17 protein-coding genes are annotated in these 17028 nt (G+C 38.4%); 15 read left to right on the forward strand and 2 right to left on the reverse strand.

The features are described 5' to 3' along the window. Nucleotides 1-33: 33 nt before the first annotated feature. Nucleotides 34-687 (reverse strand): PAQR family membrane homeostasis protein TrhA, encoded by a 654-nt coding sequence (trhA, locus tag FGQ66_RS10400; protein WP_005878539.1) that lies wholly within the window; start codon nt 685-687, stop codon nt 34-36. A gap of 127 nt (nt 688-814) precedes the next feature. Here trhA and FGQ66_RS10405 point away from each other — a divergent pair, with 127 nt between their 5' ends. From FGQ66_RS10405 to lplA, 7 genes are all read left to right on the forward strand, one after another. After that, entirely contained in the window at nt 815-1657 is an 843-nt protein-coding gene (locus FGQ66_RS10405) for a DegV family protein (RefSeq protein WP_138302362.1), read from the forward strand. Between the two features lie 146 nt (nt 1658-1803). Next, nucleotides 1804-2694, forward strand: a complete 891-nt coding sequence (locus FGQ66_RS10410; protein WP_138302363.1) for an SGNH/GDSL hydrolase family protein — start codon at nt 1804-1806, stop codon at nt 2692-2694. Between the two features lie 2 nt (nt 2695-2696). After that, a complete protein-coding gene (locus FGQ66_RS10415; protein WP_005878533.1) occupies nt 2697-3395 on the forward strand; it encodes a YpmS family protein in 699 nt (232 codons plus the stop codon). 21 nt (nt 3396-3416) lie between these two features. Then, nucleotides 3417-3935 carry a peptide-methionine (S)-S-oxide reductase MsrA gene (msrA, locus tag FGQ66_RS10420; protein ID WP_081134401.1) on the forward strand — a complete coding sequence of 173 codons (519 nt, stop codon included), beginning with the start codon at nt 3417-3419 and terminating at the stop codon, nt 3933-3935. Beyond that, nucleotides 3932-4153, forward strand: coding sequence for a YozE family protein (locus FGQ66_RS10425; protein WP_005878529.1), 222 nt, complete (start codon nt 3932-3934; stop codon nt 4151-4153). Before msrA ends, FGQ66_RS10425 begins: the two co-directional genes overlap by 4 nt. Before the next feature lie 386 nt (nt 4154-4539). Next, nucleotides 4540-5091 (forward strand): signal peptidase I, encoded by a 552-nt coding sequence (lepB, locus tag FGQ66_RS10430; protein ID WP_005878138.1) that lies wholly within the window; start codon nt 4540-4542, stop codon nt 5089-5091. Nucleotides 5092-5443: 352 nt separating this feature from the next. Further along, nucleotides 5444-6469 (forward strand): lipoate--protein ligase, encoded by a 1026-nt coding sequence (gene lplA / locus FGQ66_RS10435; RefSeq protein ID WP_138302364.1) that lies wholly within the window; start codon nt 5444-5446, stop codon nt 6467-6469. 152 nt (nt 6470-6621) lie between these two features. Here lplA and FGQ66_RS10440 read toward each other — a convergent pair whose 3' ends face one another. Continuing rightward, a complete protein-coding gene (locus FGQ66_RS10440) occupies nt 6622-7023 on the reverse strand; it encodes a VOC family protein (protein WP_138302365.1) in 402 nt (133 codons plus the stop codon). Nucleotides 7024-7686: 663 nt separating this feature from the next. Here FGQ66_RS10440 and ylqF point away from each other — a divergent pair. From ylqF to hslU, 8 genes are all read left to right on the forward strand, one after another. After that, complete coding sequence (ylqF, locus tag FGQ66_RS10445; protein ID WP_138302366.1) at nt 7687-8547, forward strand: ribosome biogenesis GTPase YlqF; 861 nt, start codon at nt 7687-7689, stop codon at nt 8545-8547. Beyond that, a complete protein-coding gene (gene rnhB, locus FGQ66_RS10450; RefSeq protein WP_138302367.1) occupies nt 8540-9307 on the forward strand; it encodes a ribonuclease HII in 768 nt (255 codons plus the stop codon). Before ylqF ends, rnhB begins: the two co-directional genes overlap by 8 nt. 56 nt (nt 9308-9363) lie before the next feature. Further along, nucleotides 9364-10221, forward strand: coding sequence for a DNA-processing protein DprA (gene dprA / locus FGQ66_RS10455; protein WP_138302368.1), 858 nt, complete (start codon nt 9364-9366; stop codon nt 10219-10221). Nucleotides 10222-10342: 121 nt separating this feature from the next. Further along, complete coding sequence (gene topA / locus FGQ66_RS10460) at nt 10343-12421, forward strand: type I DNA topoisomerase (RefSeq protein ID WP_081134393.1); 2079 nt, start codon at nt 10343-10345, stop codon at nt 12419-12421. Nucleotides 12422-12442: 21 nt separating this feature from the next. Beyond that, a complete protein-coding gene (trmFO, locus tag FGQ66_RS10465) occupies nt 12443-13765 on the forward strand; it encodes an FADH(2)-oxidizing methylenetetrahydrofolate--tRNA-(uracil(54)-C(5))-methyltransferase TrmFO (RefSeq protein WP_138302369.1) in 1323 nt (440 codons plus the stop codon). A gap of 351 nt (nt 13766-14116) precedes the next feature. Beyond that, nucleotides 14117-15016 (forward strand): tyrosine recombinase XerC, encoded by a 900-nt coding sequence (gene xerC / locus FGQ66_RS10470; protein WP_115235505.1) that lies wholly within the window; start codon nt 14117-14119, stop codon nt 15014-15016. 38 nt (nt 15017-15054) lie between these two features. After that, a complete protein-coding gene (hslV, locus tag FGQ66_RS10475) occupies nt 15055-15603 on the forward strand; it encodes an HslVU peptidase proteolytic subunit (protein ID WP_005878157.1) in 549 nt (182 codons plus the stop codon). A gap of 13 nt (nt 15604-15616) precedes the next feature. Next, nucleotides 15617-17017 carry an ATP-dependent protease ATPase subunit HslU gene (gene hslU, locus FGQ66_RS10480; RefSeq protein ID WP_016176813.1) on the forward strand — a complete coding sequence of 467 codons (1401 nt, stop codon included), beginning with the start codon at nt 15617-15619 and terminating at the stop codon, nt 17015-17017. Nucleotides 17018-17028: the final 11 nt, after the last annotated feature.

Genomic DNA, 17028 nt, shown 5'->3' on the forward strand with positions numbered 1-17028 from the left:
ACAGAGTTCACTGCTTCTGTTTCGGTCTCTTTTTTAGGTATAAAACAAGACTGAAAAGTAAATAAAACCAGCACCTAACATAACAAAGAGATGCCACACCACATGCATAAAACGAATGGAATGCAAACTATAAAAAAAGGCACCAATGGTATAGGAGAGACCGCCAGCAACTAGCAAAATCACCCCAGTTAGACTTAACGAGTGGTACAAAGGACCCGCTGCCACTACACAGAGCCATCCCATCAAAATATAAATAAGCGTGGAGATTTTTGAGACTCGCTGTTGTTTATGAAGGGTCAATGATTTATAAATGATCCCCAAAATCGCAAATAGCCAGATGGCCCCAAACAAAGTCCAACCCAGCCAGCCACGGATACTGATCAAACAAAAAGGGGTATAACTACCAGCAATCAACAGAAAAATCGTGCTGTGATCCAGTACTTGAAAGACTGTTTTTGCCTTCGTAAAAATCAGCGCATGAAACAAGGTAGAAGTCAAAAATAGCAAAATCATCATAGAGCCATAAATGGCATAGGAGACGACATGGACGGATGAATGGAGTCTAGCACCCTTCACTAAAAGAATCGCTAAACCAGCAATACTTAGCCCAGTTCCGATACCATGTGTGACAGCATTGAAGACTTCGTTTAAAATACGATAGGTACGATTAAATTTTGTGTTTTCCATGAAAACGGCTCCTTCCCGAATGTATTTAATGAAAAAACCAGACTTGTCTGTTATACTAAAAAGAGTAATTGCCTTTATTTTAGTTTACCACGAAGAAGGCATCTTGTTAAAGGAAGAGTGAGATAGAATGACAAACGTAAAAATCGTAACAGATTCTTCTTGTACAATCGAAAAAAGTGTGCGAGATAATTTAGATATCCACGTGATGCCGTTAGCGATAATGATCGACGGTGTGGTTTATCCTGATGATGATCAGTTAAGTGGAGAAAAGTTTATGGAAATGATGGCACAAGCAAAGTCATTGCCAAAAACGAGTCAACCACCAATCGGGGAGTTTATTTCGATGTATGATTCTCTTGGAGAAGATGGCAGCGAAGTCATTTCGATCCATATGACAAAAGGATTAAGTGGCACTGTCGAAGCGGCTCGCCAAGCAAGTAATCTAACAAAAACAAAAGTAACGGTGATCGATAGCGACACCACCGACCAAGGGCTGTCTTTCCAAGTTATCCGAGCAGCTGAATTAGCAAAAGAAGGAAAAACGGCAGAAGAAATTCTAAAAGAAGTCCAAAAAGTACAAGAAAATACAACACTTTATATTGGAATATCTACTTTAGACAATTTGGTCAAGGGTGGCAGGATCAGTCGGACCACTGGGCTACTTTCTAGTGTCTTGAATATCCGCGTTGTCATGAATTTTACCCATGGTGAATTGATCCCAGTTGCAAAAGGCAGAGGCAAAAAGACATTTGATAAATGGTTCAACAATTTGAAAAAAGAACTAAAAGCTTTGCCAAATGTTCGACAGATCGGTATCTCTCATGCTGATGCTGCAGAACTCGCTCAAGAGTTTAAGGAAGGGCTGCAAGAATTATTCCCAGATATGAATATCCCCGTTTTGCACACAAATCCGGTTATTGCTACGCATACAGGTAAAAACGCCTTTGCGATCATGTATTACGTCGATTAATTTAATTTGAGAGGATAAGACAGTGGCCGGTCCATTGTGTTATCCTTTTTCTTTTGGAAAAATTATTTATTTTTTTCGTAATTACTACTTTTTTAGTGGAAAGTTTGATAACATAAGAAACAATCGAATAATATGAGGTGAAAAGAATGAAATTTACAAAACGACAGGTATTGCTCGTTTTGTTCCCGCTACTGATTGCCGTTATCGTTTTTGCGGGATTGTCGTTATCGATCCCAAAAGCGGCGCCTTTGTTGAAACCAGCAGCAACTGCTAGTAAGGCGACAGATCACAAGGAAAAGATCCATTATGTAGCAATCGGTGATTCCTTAACCGAAGGAATCGGCGATCAAACGAAACAAGGTGGTTTCGTTCCATTGGTTGCAAATGATTTGCAAGATCGATATGATTTGACAGCTGTTGAAATCGAAAACTATGGAGTAAATGGTGAACGAAGCGACCAGATCCTAAAAAGAGTGAAGAAAAAAGAAGCAATCCAAAAAAATATCGAATCTGCAGATTTTATTACATTGACAGTAGGTGGAAATGATTTGATGAAGGTCATCCAAAATGATCTTTTTGGAATCAGCATCAATTCGTTCAAGAAGCCAATGAAAAAATACCAAGAAAATGTAACAAAATTGATCGAAGAAATCAGATCTCTCAATGCACACGCACCGATATACGTGCTTGGTATCTATAATCCGTTCTATTTGAATTTCCCAGAAATAACGGATATGCAAACAATTGTGGACAACTGGAATGCTAGTACAGAAAAAGTTACTAAAGATTCTAAAGATTGCTATTTCATCCCAATCAATGATCTGCTCTACCAAGGATTGAATCAGGAAGTTGGAGTGGCTGAAGAAGGAACGACCCAATCTAGCACAGGTGAATCTTCTTCTGGCACAAAGAATAATGTGCTGTATGAAGAGGATCATTTCCATCCCAATAATCTAGGCTATCAGTTAATGGCAAATGCTGTTCGTGATAAATTGATAGAAACGCAAGAACAATGGCTGCCAAAGGAGGATAAGTAGCGATGGAAAAACGCTCAAAAGATGTATCAACGGAATCAAAAAAGAAGAATTACTGGAAATTCGCTTTCTTGATCCTTTTAGGAATCGTACTCGGTTCGTCTATATTTTTAGGTACTCGGATTTTTGCTAATCGAGAGCCTGAGTTTGCCAAAGTACCGGAAATCACTGAACGACAAGGTGATCCAGTCTTAACGATCAATACGAATAAAGAAAAAGTCAATCAGATGATCAGCTTCTTTTTATCTGACTATCAAAAAGATCAAGATATCCAGTATAAATTTTATTTAGAAAATGAAGCAATGTTGAACGGTACGTTTGAAGTACTTGGTTTTCCAATCAATTTTTATCTTTATTTTGATCCTTATGTGATGGAAAATGGGAACGTCCAGTTAAAAGCTCGAAGCCTTTCAATCGGGACACTCAGCTTGCCGATCAAAGATGTCATGAATATGATCAAACGTAATTACAAATTACCTGATTGGATCGAAATCAACACGGACGAACTAACGATCATGCTTCGTTTAGATCAGTTCCGTATGCAAAATGGCATGTATATCAAAGCGAACAAAATCGATCTGGTCAATGATGACATTCGTTTTAGCTTATACCTTCCTAAAGATACGAAGCAAAAATCAACAAAAGAATCAACGAATGAAAAAACAACTGATAGTAAAAGTACAACACAGAGTAGCAAACAATAATGATTTTTAGGGGGAATTGAAATGGAACGAGCTATTTTCGCTGGTGGATGTTTTTGGTGTATGATCCAACCCTTTGATACATTACCAGGAATCCACACGATCATGTCAGGCTATACAGGAGGTCATGTCCAAAATCCAAGCTATGAACAAGTAAAGGCTAAGACAACAGGGCATACAGAGGCAGTAGAGATCATCTATGATCCGAAAAAGATCACGTATGAAGAATTGTTGGAAATCTATTGGCAACAAACGGACCCAACGGATGCATTCGGACAATTTGAAGACCGAGGAGAAAATTATCGACCTGTTATTTTCTATACTACAGAGGAGCAGCGTGTGATTGCTGAAAAAAGTAAGCAAAAATTAGCTGAAAGTGGACGATTTGATGAACCAATTGTTACCATGATCGAATCTGCGAAGCCTTTTTATTTAGCAGAGGATGAACATCAAGATTACTATAAAAGAAATCCTGAAAATTATGAACGAAACCATGCAAGAAGAGCAGCATTCATAAAAGATAACTGGGAGGAAAAAGAGTGAACCGAAGCTTTTACCATTATTTGATGACACTACGTGGAGGAAAACATACGGATATGATCTCCTCTTTTGCAACCGATGCTGGGAAGGATATTCAATTCCCAAAACACAGTACAAGCTACGAAGAAATTTCAGATTACTTAGAATTGAATGTTGATTACCTACCTTCAATGGATATTTTTGATGAAGTATGGGAAAAATATTTAGAAAATAGTCATTGAGCAGGTTGTCTGCGTAGATAATTGGATGAGCTCTTTGGGTCGCATGAACATCGTATTGTTTATTGTAACTGGACATCTTGCGGATGTTTTTGAATCATTTGTAAAGAGATTGGAACAAAAAAGTGTGCAACTTTCTAGCAAGAGATGCCTTTTGTTTCTGTCGTTTAAGCGTGTTTTGAGTGTGAGGCAAAAGCATTCCTTACTTTTGCCTAGCACTCTTTTTTTGTAAAGATAGTGTTTTCAAATGAGGACGCATAAAAGTAAAAAAATGCGACTGATCACAATTTGTTAAAAATTTAAAAAAGCTACTCAGCTAGTCGCATTTTTTGGTTAGATTTTCTATAATGGAGAAAGAAGGAAAAAATTAAAGGATGGATTGATGGATATTGACAAAAAAACAACAATATATAGACCGTTTTTGGCTTGTATTTAAATATGTCCTCTGCTCCATTTTTATTGTATTCATCATCAGAGGATTTGTTCTGATTCCAGTTCCAGTTGAAGGAAATTCAATGGAGAACATACTGAAGCAAGGCGATATGGTAGTAATGGAAAAATTTTCAACAATTAAACGGTTCGACGTTGTTGTTTTTCAATTGGCAGATGGAACGATTTACATCAAACGAGTGATTGGCTTACCTGGTGAAACAATCAGCTACGAAAATGATCAGTTACGAGTAAATGGAAAAATAGTCAAAGAACCTTTTTTGACAAAAAATATCAAAACAGACCATGAAAGTTTACCGTATACGACAGATTTTACTTTAGAAGAATTGATCAATCAAAAAAAATTGCCAGAGAATAGCTATTTTGTTTTAGGGGATAATCGGCGGGTCTCAAAAGATAGTCGATCATTTGGTACGATTTCGCAAGAAGATATTTTAGGGAAAGCTCGGTTCGTTTATTATCCATTACACGAGATAAAATGGATTGGCTGAATCTGGCTATATTATATGATGAGAAAAACGAATGGGTAGAAGTGTATAACTCCAATAAGTAAGAAGGAAGTAATGAGAATCTTTTTTGTGATTTTTTGTGACTTTTGACTTATTTACGAAGGAGTTATTTTTGTTTCCGATAGTTATTTTACGCTCTTTCTTTCAAGGTTATTATTCGCCATAGTGTATCTCTCAAGCGGGTGAAAATGCCCTAATCTTTACGTAAACTAAAAATAAATTTTAGTACAGATATTTGAGGTGAATAATACAGTATTTAGTCAAAATAGTTGCCATTTTGAAGGAGAAAAGAGAAGATAGAACCAACAATTACATCAGATAAGAGGGGTTGCTCATGCGGTACCATATCATGGAAAGTCGAGATATCCGTAAAAATTTAGCCACTGAAGAATACTTAATGAATCATTATGCTGGCAACGAACCATTATTGCTGTTATACATTCAGGAACCATGTGTGATCATCGGCAGAAATCAAAATGTTTATGAGGAAATCAATCAAACTTACGTACAACAGAAAAAAATCACAATCACACGGCGAACTTCTGGTGGCGGAGCAGTGTATGATGATCTTGGGAATCTTAGTTTCAGCTTTGTCACAAAGAAAGATCAGACAGTATTTGGCGAATATAAAACTGTTACCTCACCCATTGTACAAGCGTTAAAAAACATGGGTGCCACAACTGTCGAAGCTAGTGGACGCAATGACCTGTATGTTGATGGTATGAAATTTTCAGGCAATGCAATGTATACGAAAAAGAATCGGTTATATTCCCATGGAACATTGATGTATGATGTGGATTTATCTGTACTAGATAAGATATTGACAGTCTCAAAAGAAAAGATAGAGTCCAAAGCAACGAAATCAGTACGGAAAAGCGTCACAAACATCAAGCCATACTTAAATCCTGAATTCCAATATGTGCATATTGAAGATTTCCGTGATGCGCTTTTAAAAGAACTTTATCATGTCACTGATTTAGCTGAAATTGAAGATAAAAAATTAGTACTAACTTCTGCAGATAAGCAAAAAATCAGCGAATTAGTGAATGACCGCTACGGCAATGATGAGTGGATCTACGGTGAGACACCAGTGTTCTCTTTAACTCGTCGTACACGCATTCCGTCAATAGGGATCATCGACATCCGTTTGGCAACAAAAAAAGGAAAAATCACAGATATTCGCTTTTTGGGCGATTTTTTTGGACAAAAGAACATCAGAGAGCTTGAAGAGGCTCTTAAAGGTCAGCCATTTCTATATGAATCGCTTAAAACTAAGCTGAATGAGGTGAATGTTTCGGAGTATATCACTCATTTTAGTACGGAAGGGTTACTTGATTTACTTTTCGGAGAGGACGTTTAGAATAGTTACATTATCCTTGGACTGGCAGAAATCAAAAAATTAAATATGTATTATTGAATAAAAATAAAAAAACTCTCAATATGCGAATGAACACAGTAAAAGATATTGTTACACTTTTTTTGCTCGTGTCGCTCGCTATGAGAGCTTTTTTGTTAAGGCATCTTCATCCAAACTGGTTCTAAAGTGTTTCCATCTAAGTCTTGGACTTCCAGGGAGAACATTTCTTCCTCTGGTATCCCCATATCGACTGCATGATAGTTACCGCCGTTTGCTTTTGCAATTTCTGCAAATTCTTTGACAGCATCTGCATTTTCTACACTAAACGAAATCAAGGCCCCACTAGATTTGTGATTGTCTGCAATTTCTTTATCTTTCAAGAACTTTTTATAAAAATCATGAGAAAGTAGCATGATCCAAAAGGTATCATCCCAAACCATCGAACTCGCCTGTTCATTTGAAAATTCCTCGTTTTTTGTAAAACCTAATTTTTCATAGAAAGTGACAGAAGCATCCACATTCTCCACTGGAAAATTAACAAAAACCATACTATTCATTTTCAACAGCTCCTTTCTTTTACTCATCATCCGCCTTTTTGTAAACGTTGTCAAAAAATTTCAACTATTTGTTTAAGGAATATATACGAGTTTATCTAAAAATTTTCTGTTTTTCTTCTTTTCAATGTGTTTATCGAAAAATGTATAATAATTCCGAAATGGCGTTTTTTTGTATGATAATTATCAATGTATATAAATCTTCAATGGTCTGTACTATAATTAAGAAGGATGTGTGGCAAAAGTAAAGAAGCTTCCACCACAGCCTTAGTACTAGGATAGTATAGATACTAATATCAGAAAAATTTGACTTCTATCACTCATTTGATACAGTATTACAACTAAAGAATAATCAGTTGTCAGAAATAAAAGATATCTCATAATTGCTGAAAAAGAAAAAGTGAACTAGATTAACGTATAGATTAATGTATCCAATACACGCGGGATAATGGGAAACAAAATTATCAAGGAACTGCCAAAAACAGGGGTTAGTATTTGATATCGAAACAATTTATGATAAAATGTGAAAGATACTCAGCTATAAAATAACATATGATGAGAATGAGTTTTTTTTAAATTGATGAAACTTATGAAGGCAATTTTAGCCAAAAGTATGGAAGATCAGGGTCAAAGAAACCTTGATACGAAAGGAGTTTATTTCACACTATGACTATCCAATGGTTCCCAGGTCACATGGCGAAAGCACGCCGTGAAGTATCTGAGAAAATGAAATATGTAGATATCGTTTTTGAACTGGTGGATGCGCGGTTACCTTTATCTTCAAGAAACCCGATGCTCGACCAGATCATCCAACAAAAACCACGATTAGTATTATTGAATAAGGCAGACTTGGCAGATCCGCAGCAGACTAGATTGTGGCAAGACTATTTTAAAAAGCAAGGTCATTCAGCACTTGCAATCACGGCACAAGAAAGTAAAGGAATTAAAGCACTGATTCCTGCGGCAAAAGAAGCCTTAAAAGAAAAACGGGAACGTGATGCAGCTAGAGGGATCAAGCCTCGTGCGATACGGGCAATAGTCCTAGGAATCCCCAATGTGGGTAAGTCAACATTGATGAATCGACTAGTTGGGAAAAAAATTGCACAGACAGGGAATAAACCCGGCGTAACAAAAGGTCAGCAATGGCTGCGTTTAGGCAGCGAACTCGAATTATTAGACACCCCAGGGATACTATGGCCTAAATTTGAAGATGAAGAAATCGGCAAAAAATTGGCATTGACTGGTGCGATCAAAGATCAACTTGTGCATTTAGATGATTTAGCGATCTATGGCCTAGATTTTTTTGCGCGCTATTATCCAGGAAGAATAGCAGAACGCTATAACATATCGGAAGATCAAGAACAGAAATTAGGTTCTGAACTACTGATGGATATTACCGCTAAACGGGGCTATAAGGATGACTATGAACGTGGGAGTGAAGTCGTCGTATTCGACATCCGTCAAGGGAAATTAGGCCGCTACACATTAGACCGTTACGAAGAAGTGGGTCAAGAAGAACATGAGTGAGTCGATTCAAAGTATCAAAGAGCACTTAAAAGCCATTCATTCGCTAACAGATCCAACTATTGAAGAATTTCGGCAGGACTCACGTAAAGGCGTAAAGCAAGCATTGGTTGCTTTTGAGAACCGCTTAAAAAAAGAAGCATTGATCAAAGCAAAATATCAAGAAATGTCGATTTTTGAAAAAAAGGGGTATGAAAGTGGTCATGAATGGATCGCAGGGATCGATGAAGTAGGTCGCGGACCATTAGCTGGACCAGTTGTGGCTGCAGCAGTCGTTTTGCCTAAAAATGAAGAAATCCTTGGTTTAAATGACTCCAAACAATTGTCAGAGAAAAAACGAGAATTGCTTTATGCGCAAATCCAAGAAAAAGCGATTGCTATCGGGATCGGAATAATTGATGAAAAGACGATTGACGAGGTCAATATTTACGAAGCAAGTAAACTTGCGATGATCCAAGCAGTTGAAAAACTAGATGTAAAGCCTACGTATTTATTGATTGATGCGATGACGCTTGATTTACCGATTCAACAAGAAAAGCTCATCAAAGGGGATGCACGTTCTGTATCGATTGCTGCGGCAAGTATTATTGCCAAAGTTTATCGAGATGATCTGATGAAACAGTATGACAAGTTGTATCCTGGCTATGGTTTTGATCACAATGCAGGCTACGGCACGAAAGAGCATTTACTTGGTTTAGCAGAAAAAGGCGTGACACCGATCCATCGCAAAACATTTGCGCCTGTAAAAAACTATTTGCTTTAAAATAATTGATCGCCTCTTGCGCATGTTACTTATGAGAAAGAGAGGCGATCTTTGTTATGTATAAAATAGATTTATTTTTGGTAAAATTAGCATGTGTAAAAGGGTTGAGCATCCAAAGAAAATGGCAAGTGATTCAAGATCTGCTGAAATCTGGGAAAAAAGAATTATCCCTAACAGAAATCATTGCTATTGCAAAAATCGGCGACTCCCATCATCTATTTGAAGAGAGCTGGGCAGAGATTTGTGCAAAACAGGCGGATAGCTTGTCAAAACAATCAGTCGTGACATGCCTAGATAAAAAGTATCCATCGCAACTACTGCATCTTACAGCGCCCCCTATTGCACTTTTTTACCAAGGTGATCTTTCGTTGTTGGATAGAAAGATGATCAGTGTCGTTGGTGGAAGGAAAACGTCTGTTTTAGCAAAAAAAGTAGTGCACCATCTGCTGGCTCCAGTCGTTGAAGCAGGAGTTGTGATCGTGAGTGGCTGTGCAAAAGGTATCGATACCTATGCACATCAAGCGGCAATCAATTACTCTGGCAAAACAATCGCTGTCATTGGCACAGGGATGAATAAAGTCTATCCTGAAGAAAATCGTGCATTACAAGCAGAGATAGGAAAAAATCATTTGCTACTCAGTGAATTTCTTCCTGATACAGGTCCGAAGAAATATCATTTTCCGATGAGAAACCGGCTCATCGCAGCTTTATCAGAAGGAACCTGTGTGATTGAGGCAAGAGAAAAGAGTGGTTCTCTGATCACTGTCCAGCACGCTTTGGAGTTGGGAAGACCCATTTTTTCTGTTCCAGGAAATATTTTGACAGAACATTCGAAAGGTTCCCATCAATTGATACAAGATGGCGCAGTTTGCGCGGTTTCTGGTCAAGATATATTGGCTGAATTAAAAGAATAACAACGGATTTATCATTGGCTTTTCTTGACAAACGTTTTCTGAATGGATATGATAAGCTACGATTTGTATGAATCCTATATATATAGTAGGAACACGACAATGGAAAGGAGTCCATTCAGTAATGGCATATAAATATTTAGTGATCGTTGAATCACCTGCAAAGGCCAAAACGATAGAAAAATATCTTGGTCGTAATTATAAAGTAATGGCTAGTGTTGGCCATATACGTGATCTACCTAAAAGCAAAATGGGGATAGATGTTGAGAACAACTATGAGCCCCATTATATTTCAATTCGCGGTAAAGGCGATGTCATCAAAAGTTTGAAGTCTGCTGCCAAAAAAGCACAAAAAGTTTATCTCGCAAGTGACCCGGATAGAGAAGGGGAAGCAATTGCATGGCATCTTGCTTATTTATTAGGATTAGACTTAAATGACAAGAATCGGGTGGTTTTTAACGAAATCACAAAGGATGCGGTTAAAGCAGCCTTCAAAGAGCCACGAACGATCGATGTTGATCTAGTCGATGCCCAACAAGCACGAAGAGCATTGGATCGTCTAGTAGGTTACTCGATCAGTCCGATTCTTTGGCGCAAAGTGAAAAAGGGGCTAAGTGCTGGCCGAGTTCAATCCATAGCTCTGAAGATCATCATTGATCGCGAACAGGAGATCCGTGAATTTATTCCAGAAGAATATTGGAGTATTGATGGGAATTTCAAAAAAGCGCGTAAAAAATTCAAAGCGAATTTTTGGGGGATCGACGGGAAAAAGAAAAAATTACCAGACGCACAATCCGTGAAAGAAGTCACTGAGCGAATCGATGGACAAGATTTCACTGTTCAAAAAGTTGAGAAAAAAGAACGGAAGAGAAATCCAGCCAATCCGTTTACGACTAGTAGTCTTCAACAAGAAGCTGCCAGAAAACTCAACTTTAGAACACGTAAAACGATGATGGTCGCTCAACAACTATACGAAGGAATTTCTTTAGGAAAACAAGGAACAGTTGGTTTGATCACTTATATGCGTACTGACTCGACACGTATTGCTGAAACAGCGAAAGCGGAAGCGGCTGATTTTATCGAAGAAACATACGGAAAAGAATTTTCTAGTCATGCCAATCGTAAAATCAAAAACGCTCAAGGGGCACAAGATGCCCATGAGGCAGTACGACCAACGAGTGTATTGCGTACACCAGATGAAATCAAGCAGTATCTAGATAAAGATCAATTGAAACTTTATACATTGATCTGGTCACGGTTTGTAGCAAGCCAGATGACACCGGCTATCTTAGACACAATGAAGGTAACCATTGAACAAAACGGCGTGATTTTTATTGCGAATGGCTCAAAGGTTAAATTTAAAGGGTTCATGCAAGTGTATGTCGAAGGACGTGATGACGGCAAAGAAGACAAAGAAAATATTTTGCCAGATCTTGCCGAAGGAGACGTTGTCCAATCTACTGATATTGAACCAAAACAACATTTTACTCAACCACCAGCACGATTTAGTGAAGCAACGTTGATTCGTGCATTGGAAGAAAATGGAGTAGGACGTCCATCCACGTATGCACCAACTTTAGATACGATCCAACGTCGTTATTACGTCAAATTGACGCAAAAACGTTTTGAACCAACAGAACTTGGTGAAATCGTCAATTCATTGATTTGCGAGTTCTTCCCACAAATCGTCGATATCCACTTCACCGCTGAAATGGAAGGCGATTTAGATAAAGTAGAAGAAGGAAAAGAAGCTTGGGTCAAAGTAGTGGACCGTTTCTATAAACCTTTTGAAAAAGAACTAACAAATGCAGAAGAAAAAATCGAGAAGATCCAGATCAAGGATGAACCTGCTGGCTTTGATTGTGACATTTGTGGGCATCCGATGGTCATAAAATTAGGTAAGTATGGTAAATTCTATGCATGTAGCAATTTTCCAGAATGTAGAAATACCAAACCAATCGTCAAAGAAATCGGTGTAACTTGCCCAGTTTGTCATGAAGGACAGGTCATCGAACGTAAATCTAAGAAAAATCGTATTTTTTATGGTTGTTCTCGTTTTCCAGAATGTGAGTTTACTTCATGGGATAAACCTGTCGGCAGAAATTGTCCAAAATGTGACCAATATCTTGTAGAGAAAAAGGTTAAAGGCGGCAAACAAGTCGTTTGTGTAAATGGCGATTACGAAGAAGACATCCAAAAATAAGAAATGAAAAGAGGTCAATCATTGAAAACTGTTAATGTTGTAGGAGCAGGTCTTGCTGGAAGTGAAGCTGCGTGGCAGATTGCGCAAGCAGGAGTCCCTGTTCGTTTATATGAAATGCGTCCAGTAAAATCAACTGAGGCACATCACACAAGTAATTTTGCTGAACTAGTCTGTTCCAACTCCCTAAGAGGCAATAGTCTAGCAAATGCGGTCGGTTTGTTGAAAGAAGAAATGCGTCGTTTGAATTCCGTAGTCATTACTTCAGCTGATGAAACAGCTGTTCCTGCTGGAGGAGCTTTAGCGGTTGACCGTGATTCCTTTTCTGAAACCATTACGCGAAAAGTCAAAGAACATCCTTTGGTAACAGTCGTCAACGAAGAAATAACTGCCATACCAGAGGGCATCACGATCATTGCGACAGGTCCGTTGACTTCTCATCCTTTGGCGGAAAGTATTAAAGAATTCAATGGATCAGAAGGATTTTACTTTTATGATGCGGCTGCGCCAATCGTCGATAAAGCAACGATCGACATGGACAAAGTCTACTTGAAATCTCGCTACAATAAAGGGGAAGCAGCTTATTTAAACTGTCCAATGACAGAAGAAGAGTTCAAGGCTTTTCATGAAGCATTAACGACAGCAGAAGTTGCCGAGTTGAAATCTTTTGAAAAAGAAAAATACTTTGACGGCTGTATGCCAATCGAAGTGATGGCACAAAGAGGCTTCAAAACAATGCTGTTTGGTCCTATGAAGCCAGTTGGATTAGAAGATCCAAAAACGGGCAAAAGACCGTATGCAGTCATTCAGTTACGCCAAGATAATGCGGCAGCGTCTTTGTATAATATTGTCGGTTTTCAAACACATTTGAAGTGGGGCGAACAAAAACGTGTTTTCCGGATGATCCCTGGATTAGAAAATGCTGAGTTCGTGCGTTATGGTGTGATGCACCGTAACAGTTTCATGAATTCGCCAGAATTATTGAAGCCTACGTATCAATCGACAAAACGCGAAGATCTATTTTTTGCCGGACAAATGACGGGTGTCGAAGGGTATGTTGAAAGTGCCGCCAGTGGTCTACTTGCAGGTATCAATGCCGCTCGTTTGGCAAAATCTGAGGAGCCAATTGAATTTCCACAAGAAACTGCTATCGGCAGCATGGCATACTATATCACACACGCAGAAGGCAAACATTTCCAACCGATGAATGCAAACTATGGATTGTTCCCTGAGTTACCGAAACGTATTCGTGATAAAAAAACACGCTATGAAACAATTGCTCAAAGAGCATTGGAAGTGGGCGAACATTTCAAACGTGAATTATTTGAAGAAGTTCCTGCCAATTAGACAAAAGAGGGTAGAAGCGTTTAACTACGAGAAATAAGAAAAATTTCATGGGGATTTCTTTTCAAATTTTTGTGGATTTTGATTTATTTTCGAGGGAGCTTCTTCTTCTACCCTCTACTCGTGTTGAGAGTGTGAGACAAAAGTGTTCCTTACTTTTGTCCACGCTCTTCTTTTGGTGGGGAACTTTTTTTTTCAATGGTCGATAAATAAAAGAAGACGCCTTCTTTTTGTCAAGATAATTGTTTTAATTGTGAATAAACTTAGAAATATTGGTTAAATTCTGACAATTTATTTGTCTTTTTATTTTTGCTATGCTAAATTTATCTCTGGGATCAAAAGGAAGGTGATGAAATGACAGAACAACCATGGAAAGAAAAATTTTTACGTTATTTAATCGTTGAACGAGGGTATTCCGAAAAAACAAGGGAAGCGTATGAAGAAGATATCAACAACTTCCATCAATTTTTGGCTGACTCTGGTGATGACGATTTATTAAAAGTAAAACATATGGATGTACGCGTGTATTTGAGCTACTTGACTGATGAGATGTACAGCAGAAATTCGATTAGTCGAAAGATCGCCAGTCTACGTTCATTTTATCAGTACCTTTTAAAAGAAGAGCTGATCATTGAAAACCCTTTTTCCTATGTGCACCTCAAAAAGAAAAATTTAAAATTGCCCCGCTTTTTTTATGAAGATGAAATGCAGGCACTATTCGATAGTGTAACGGGAGAAAAACCGTTGGAACTGAGAAATCGAGCATTATTAGAGATTCTCTATGGTTCGGGTATCCGTTTAAGTGAATGCAGCAATCTGAAAATGTCGGATATCGATCTTGATTCGGAAGTCATGCTGGTCCATGGGAAAGGAAACAAAGAACGATATGCGCCGATTGGATCATTTGCACATGATGCTTTAATGGAATATGTTGAAAATGGCCGTCAAGTCTTGATGACGAAGTATCAGAAAGAGCATGATATCGTTTTTGTCAATCATCATGGAGAACCAATCACACCAACAGGCATTGAATATGTTTTAAACCAAATAATAAAAAAAAGCAGCTTAGATAGTTCGATTCATCCCCATATGCTTAGACATACATTTGCAACCCATCTATTGAATAATGGTGCAGATCTGCGTACGGTGCAAGAATTGCTTGGTCACGCGAACCTCTCAACGACCCAAATCTATGCGCATGTAACCAAAGAAAGCTTACAAAAAAATTACCGTTCTTTTCACCCAAGAGCGTGAGATAAAAGAGAAAGTTAACTATTTAGGAGGAAATAACTATGGTAGAATCACAATTCCATTCAACGACAATCTGTGCTGTTGAAAAAAACGGCAAGTTCGCAATGGCGGGCGATGGTCAAGTAACGATGGGGGAATCTGTTGTTATGAAAGGCACTGCCAGAAAAGTACGCCGCATCTACAATGACGAAGTGGTTGTCGGTTTTGCTGGAAGTGTGGCAGATGCTTTTACTTTAGAAGAAAAGTTTGAAGGAAAGCTAAATGAATATAACGGCAACTTGCAAAGAGCAGCAGTAGAATTGGCGCAAGAATGGCGCACACAACAATCGATGCAAAAATTAGAAGCAATGCTGATCGTTATGAATGATAAAGAGATGCTTCTAGTATCGGGGACTGGTGAAGTGATCACGCCTGATGATGGTATTTTGGCTATCGGTTCAGGAGGTAACTTCGCATTAGCTGCCGCCCGTGCAATGAAAAACTATGCTCAAAATGATATGAGTGCAAAAGAAATCGCAGAAAATGCATTGAATATCGCAGCAGATATTTGTATTTTCACAAATCATAATATCATCGTGGAAGAAATATAGAGGTGAACAAACTATGAATGAATTAAAACAAACACCAAGACAAATCGTCAGCGAATTGGACCAATACATCGTTGGTCAACATGACGCTAAAAAATCAGTTGCTGTAGCATTACGTAACCGCTACCGCCGTCTACAACTAGATGAAAAAATGCAACAAGATATCACACCTAAAAACATGTTGATGATCGGACCGACTGGGGTAGGTAAAACAGAAATTGCCCGCCGTTTAGCGAAAATCGTCAATGCACCTTTTGTCAAAGTCGAAGCAACTAAATTTACTGAAGTAGGTTATGTAGGGCGCGATGTCGAATCGATGGTGCGTGATCTAGTTGAAAATGCGATCCAAATCGTAGAAAAAGAACAATATAGCCGTGTATATATGGATGCGAAAAAGAATGCTGAAAAACGCTTAGTAAAAGTGTTGGTTCCTGGTATCAAAAAAGAACAAAAACAATCTGGCAATCAATTTGAACAGATGATGAATATGTTCAATATGGCGCAGCAAAATAATGCAGAACCTCAAGAAGATGTCACTGAAGACATACGAGTGAATCGCAAAACGGTATTGGAACAGCTACAAAAAGGTCTTTTGGATAACCGCGAAGTAACGATTGAAGTGGAAGATCAAAAGAAACCAGCACCAATGATGAACAACGGATTAGAGCAAATGGGTATCGACTTGAACGAAACACTAGGAGCTTTGACACCTAAGAAAAAGGTCGAACGCACAGTGACAGTCAAAGAAGCCTTAGAATTATTGACAAAAGAAGAATCTGCTAAACTTGTCAAAGATGCGGATATCCATAGTGAAGCAATCAAATTAGCAGAATCAAGCGGGATCATTTTTATTGATGAAATCGATAAGATCACGTCAAAATCACAGCAATCCGGTGAAGTATCAAGAGAAGGGGTCCAACGTGACATTTTACCAATCGTTGAAGGCTCACAAGTAAATACGAAATATGGTACGATCCAGACTGACCATGTCTTGTTCATTGCTTCAGGGGCGTTCCATCTGTCAAAACCTAGCGACTTGATCCCTGAACTACAAGGACGTTTCCCGATCCGTGTTGAATTGGATGATCTGACGGCAGAAGACTTCATCAAGATCCTGACTGAACCAAACAATGCGTTGATCAAGCAATATGTGGCTTTGATCGGTACAGAAAATGTCTCAGTAACGTTCACAAAAGAAGCGATTGAGAAAATTGCACAAATCGCTTATGACGTGAACCGCGACACAGATAACATCGGTGCGCGTCGCTTGCACACGATTCTTGAAAAACTATTGGAAGATCTACTATTTGAAGCACCTGATATGCAGATGGGGGAAATAACCATCACAGAAGCATATGTGGATGAAAAGTTGGGCTCAATCGCGGCAAACGAAGACTTAAGCCGCTATATTTTATAAAATCGGAGGAA

This window comes from Enterococcus sp. BSD2780061688st2 D3, assembly GCF_005844145.1.
In the GTDB taxonomy this organism is placed as follows: domain Bacteria; phylum Bacillota; class Bacilli; order Lactobacillales; family Enterococcaceae; genus Enterococcus_B; species Enterococcus_B durans.

Excerpts from the sequence above, each read along its gene's own strand:
- trhA (WP_005878539.1), bottom strand. The coding sequence starts at position 687 with ATGGAAAACACAAAATTTAATCGTACCTATCGTATTTTAAACGAAGTC.
- FGQ66_RS10405 (WP_138302362.1), top strand. The coding sequence starts at position 815 with ATGACAAACGTAAAAATCGTAACAGATTCTTCTTGTACAATCGAAAAA.
- FGQ66_RS10410 (WP_138302363.1), top strand. The coding sequence starts at position 1,804 with ATGAAATTTACAAAACGACAGGTATTGCTCGTTTTGTTCCCGCTACTG.
- FGQ66_RS10415 (WP_005878533.1), top strand. The coding sequence starts at position 2,697 with ATGGAAAAACGCTCAAAAGATGTATCAACGGAATCAAAAAAGAAGAAT.
- msrA (WP_081134401.1), top strand. The coding sequence starts at position 3,417 with ATGGAACGAGCTATTTTCGCTGGTGGATGTTTTTGGTGTATGATCCAA.
- lplA (WP_138302364.1), top strand. The coding sequence starts at position 5,444 with ATGCGGTACCATATCATGGAAAGTCGAGATATCCGTAAAAATTTAGCC.
- FGQ66_RS10440 (WP_138302365.1), bottom strand. The coding sequence starts at position 7,023 with ATGAATAGTATGGTTTTTGTTAATTTTCCAGTGGAGAATGTGGATGCT.
- ylqF (WP_138302366.1), top strand. The coding sequence starts at position 7,687 with ATGACTATCCAATGGTTCCCAGGTCACATGGCGAAAGCACGCCGTGAA.
- rnhB (WP_138302367.1), top strand. The coding sequence starts at position 8,540 with ATGAGTGAGTCGATTCAAAGTATCAAAGAGCACTTAAAAGCCATTCAT.
- dprA (WP_138302368.1), top strand. The coding sequence starts at position 9,364 with ATGTATAAAATAGATTTATTTTTGGTAAAATTAGCATGTGTAAAAGGG.
- topA (WP_081134393.1), top strand. The coding sequence starts at position 10,343 with ATGGCATATAAATATTTAGTGATCGTTGAATCACCTGCAAAGGCCAAA.
- xerC (WP_115235505.1), top strand. The coding sequence starts at position 14,117 with ATGACAGAACAACCATGGAAAGAAAAATTTTTACGTTATTTAATCGTT.
- hslV (WP_005878157.1), top strand. The coding sequence starts at position 15,055 with ATGGTAGAATCACAATTCCATTCAACGACAATCTGTGCTGTTGAAAAA.
- hslU (WP_016176813.1), top strand. The coding sequence starts at position 15,617 with ATGAATGAATTAAAACAAACACCAAGACAAATCGTCAGCGAATTGGAC.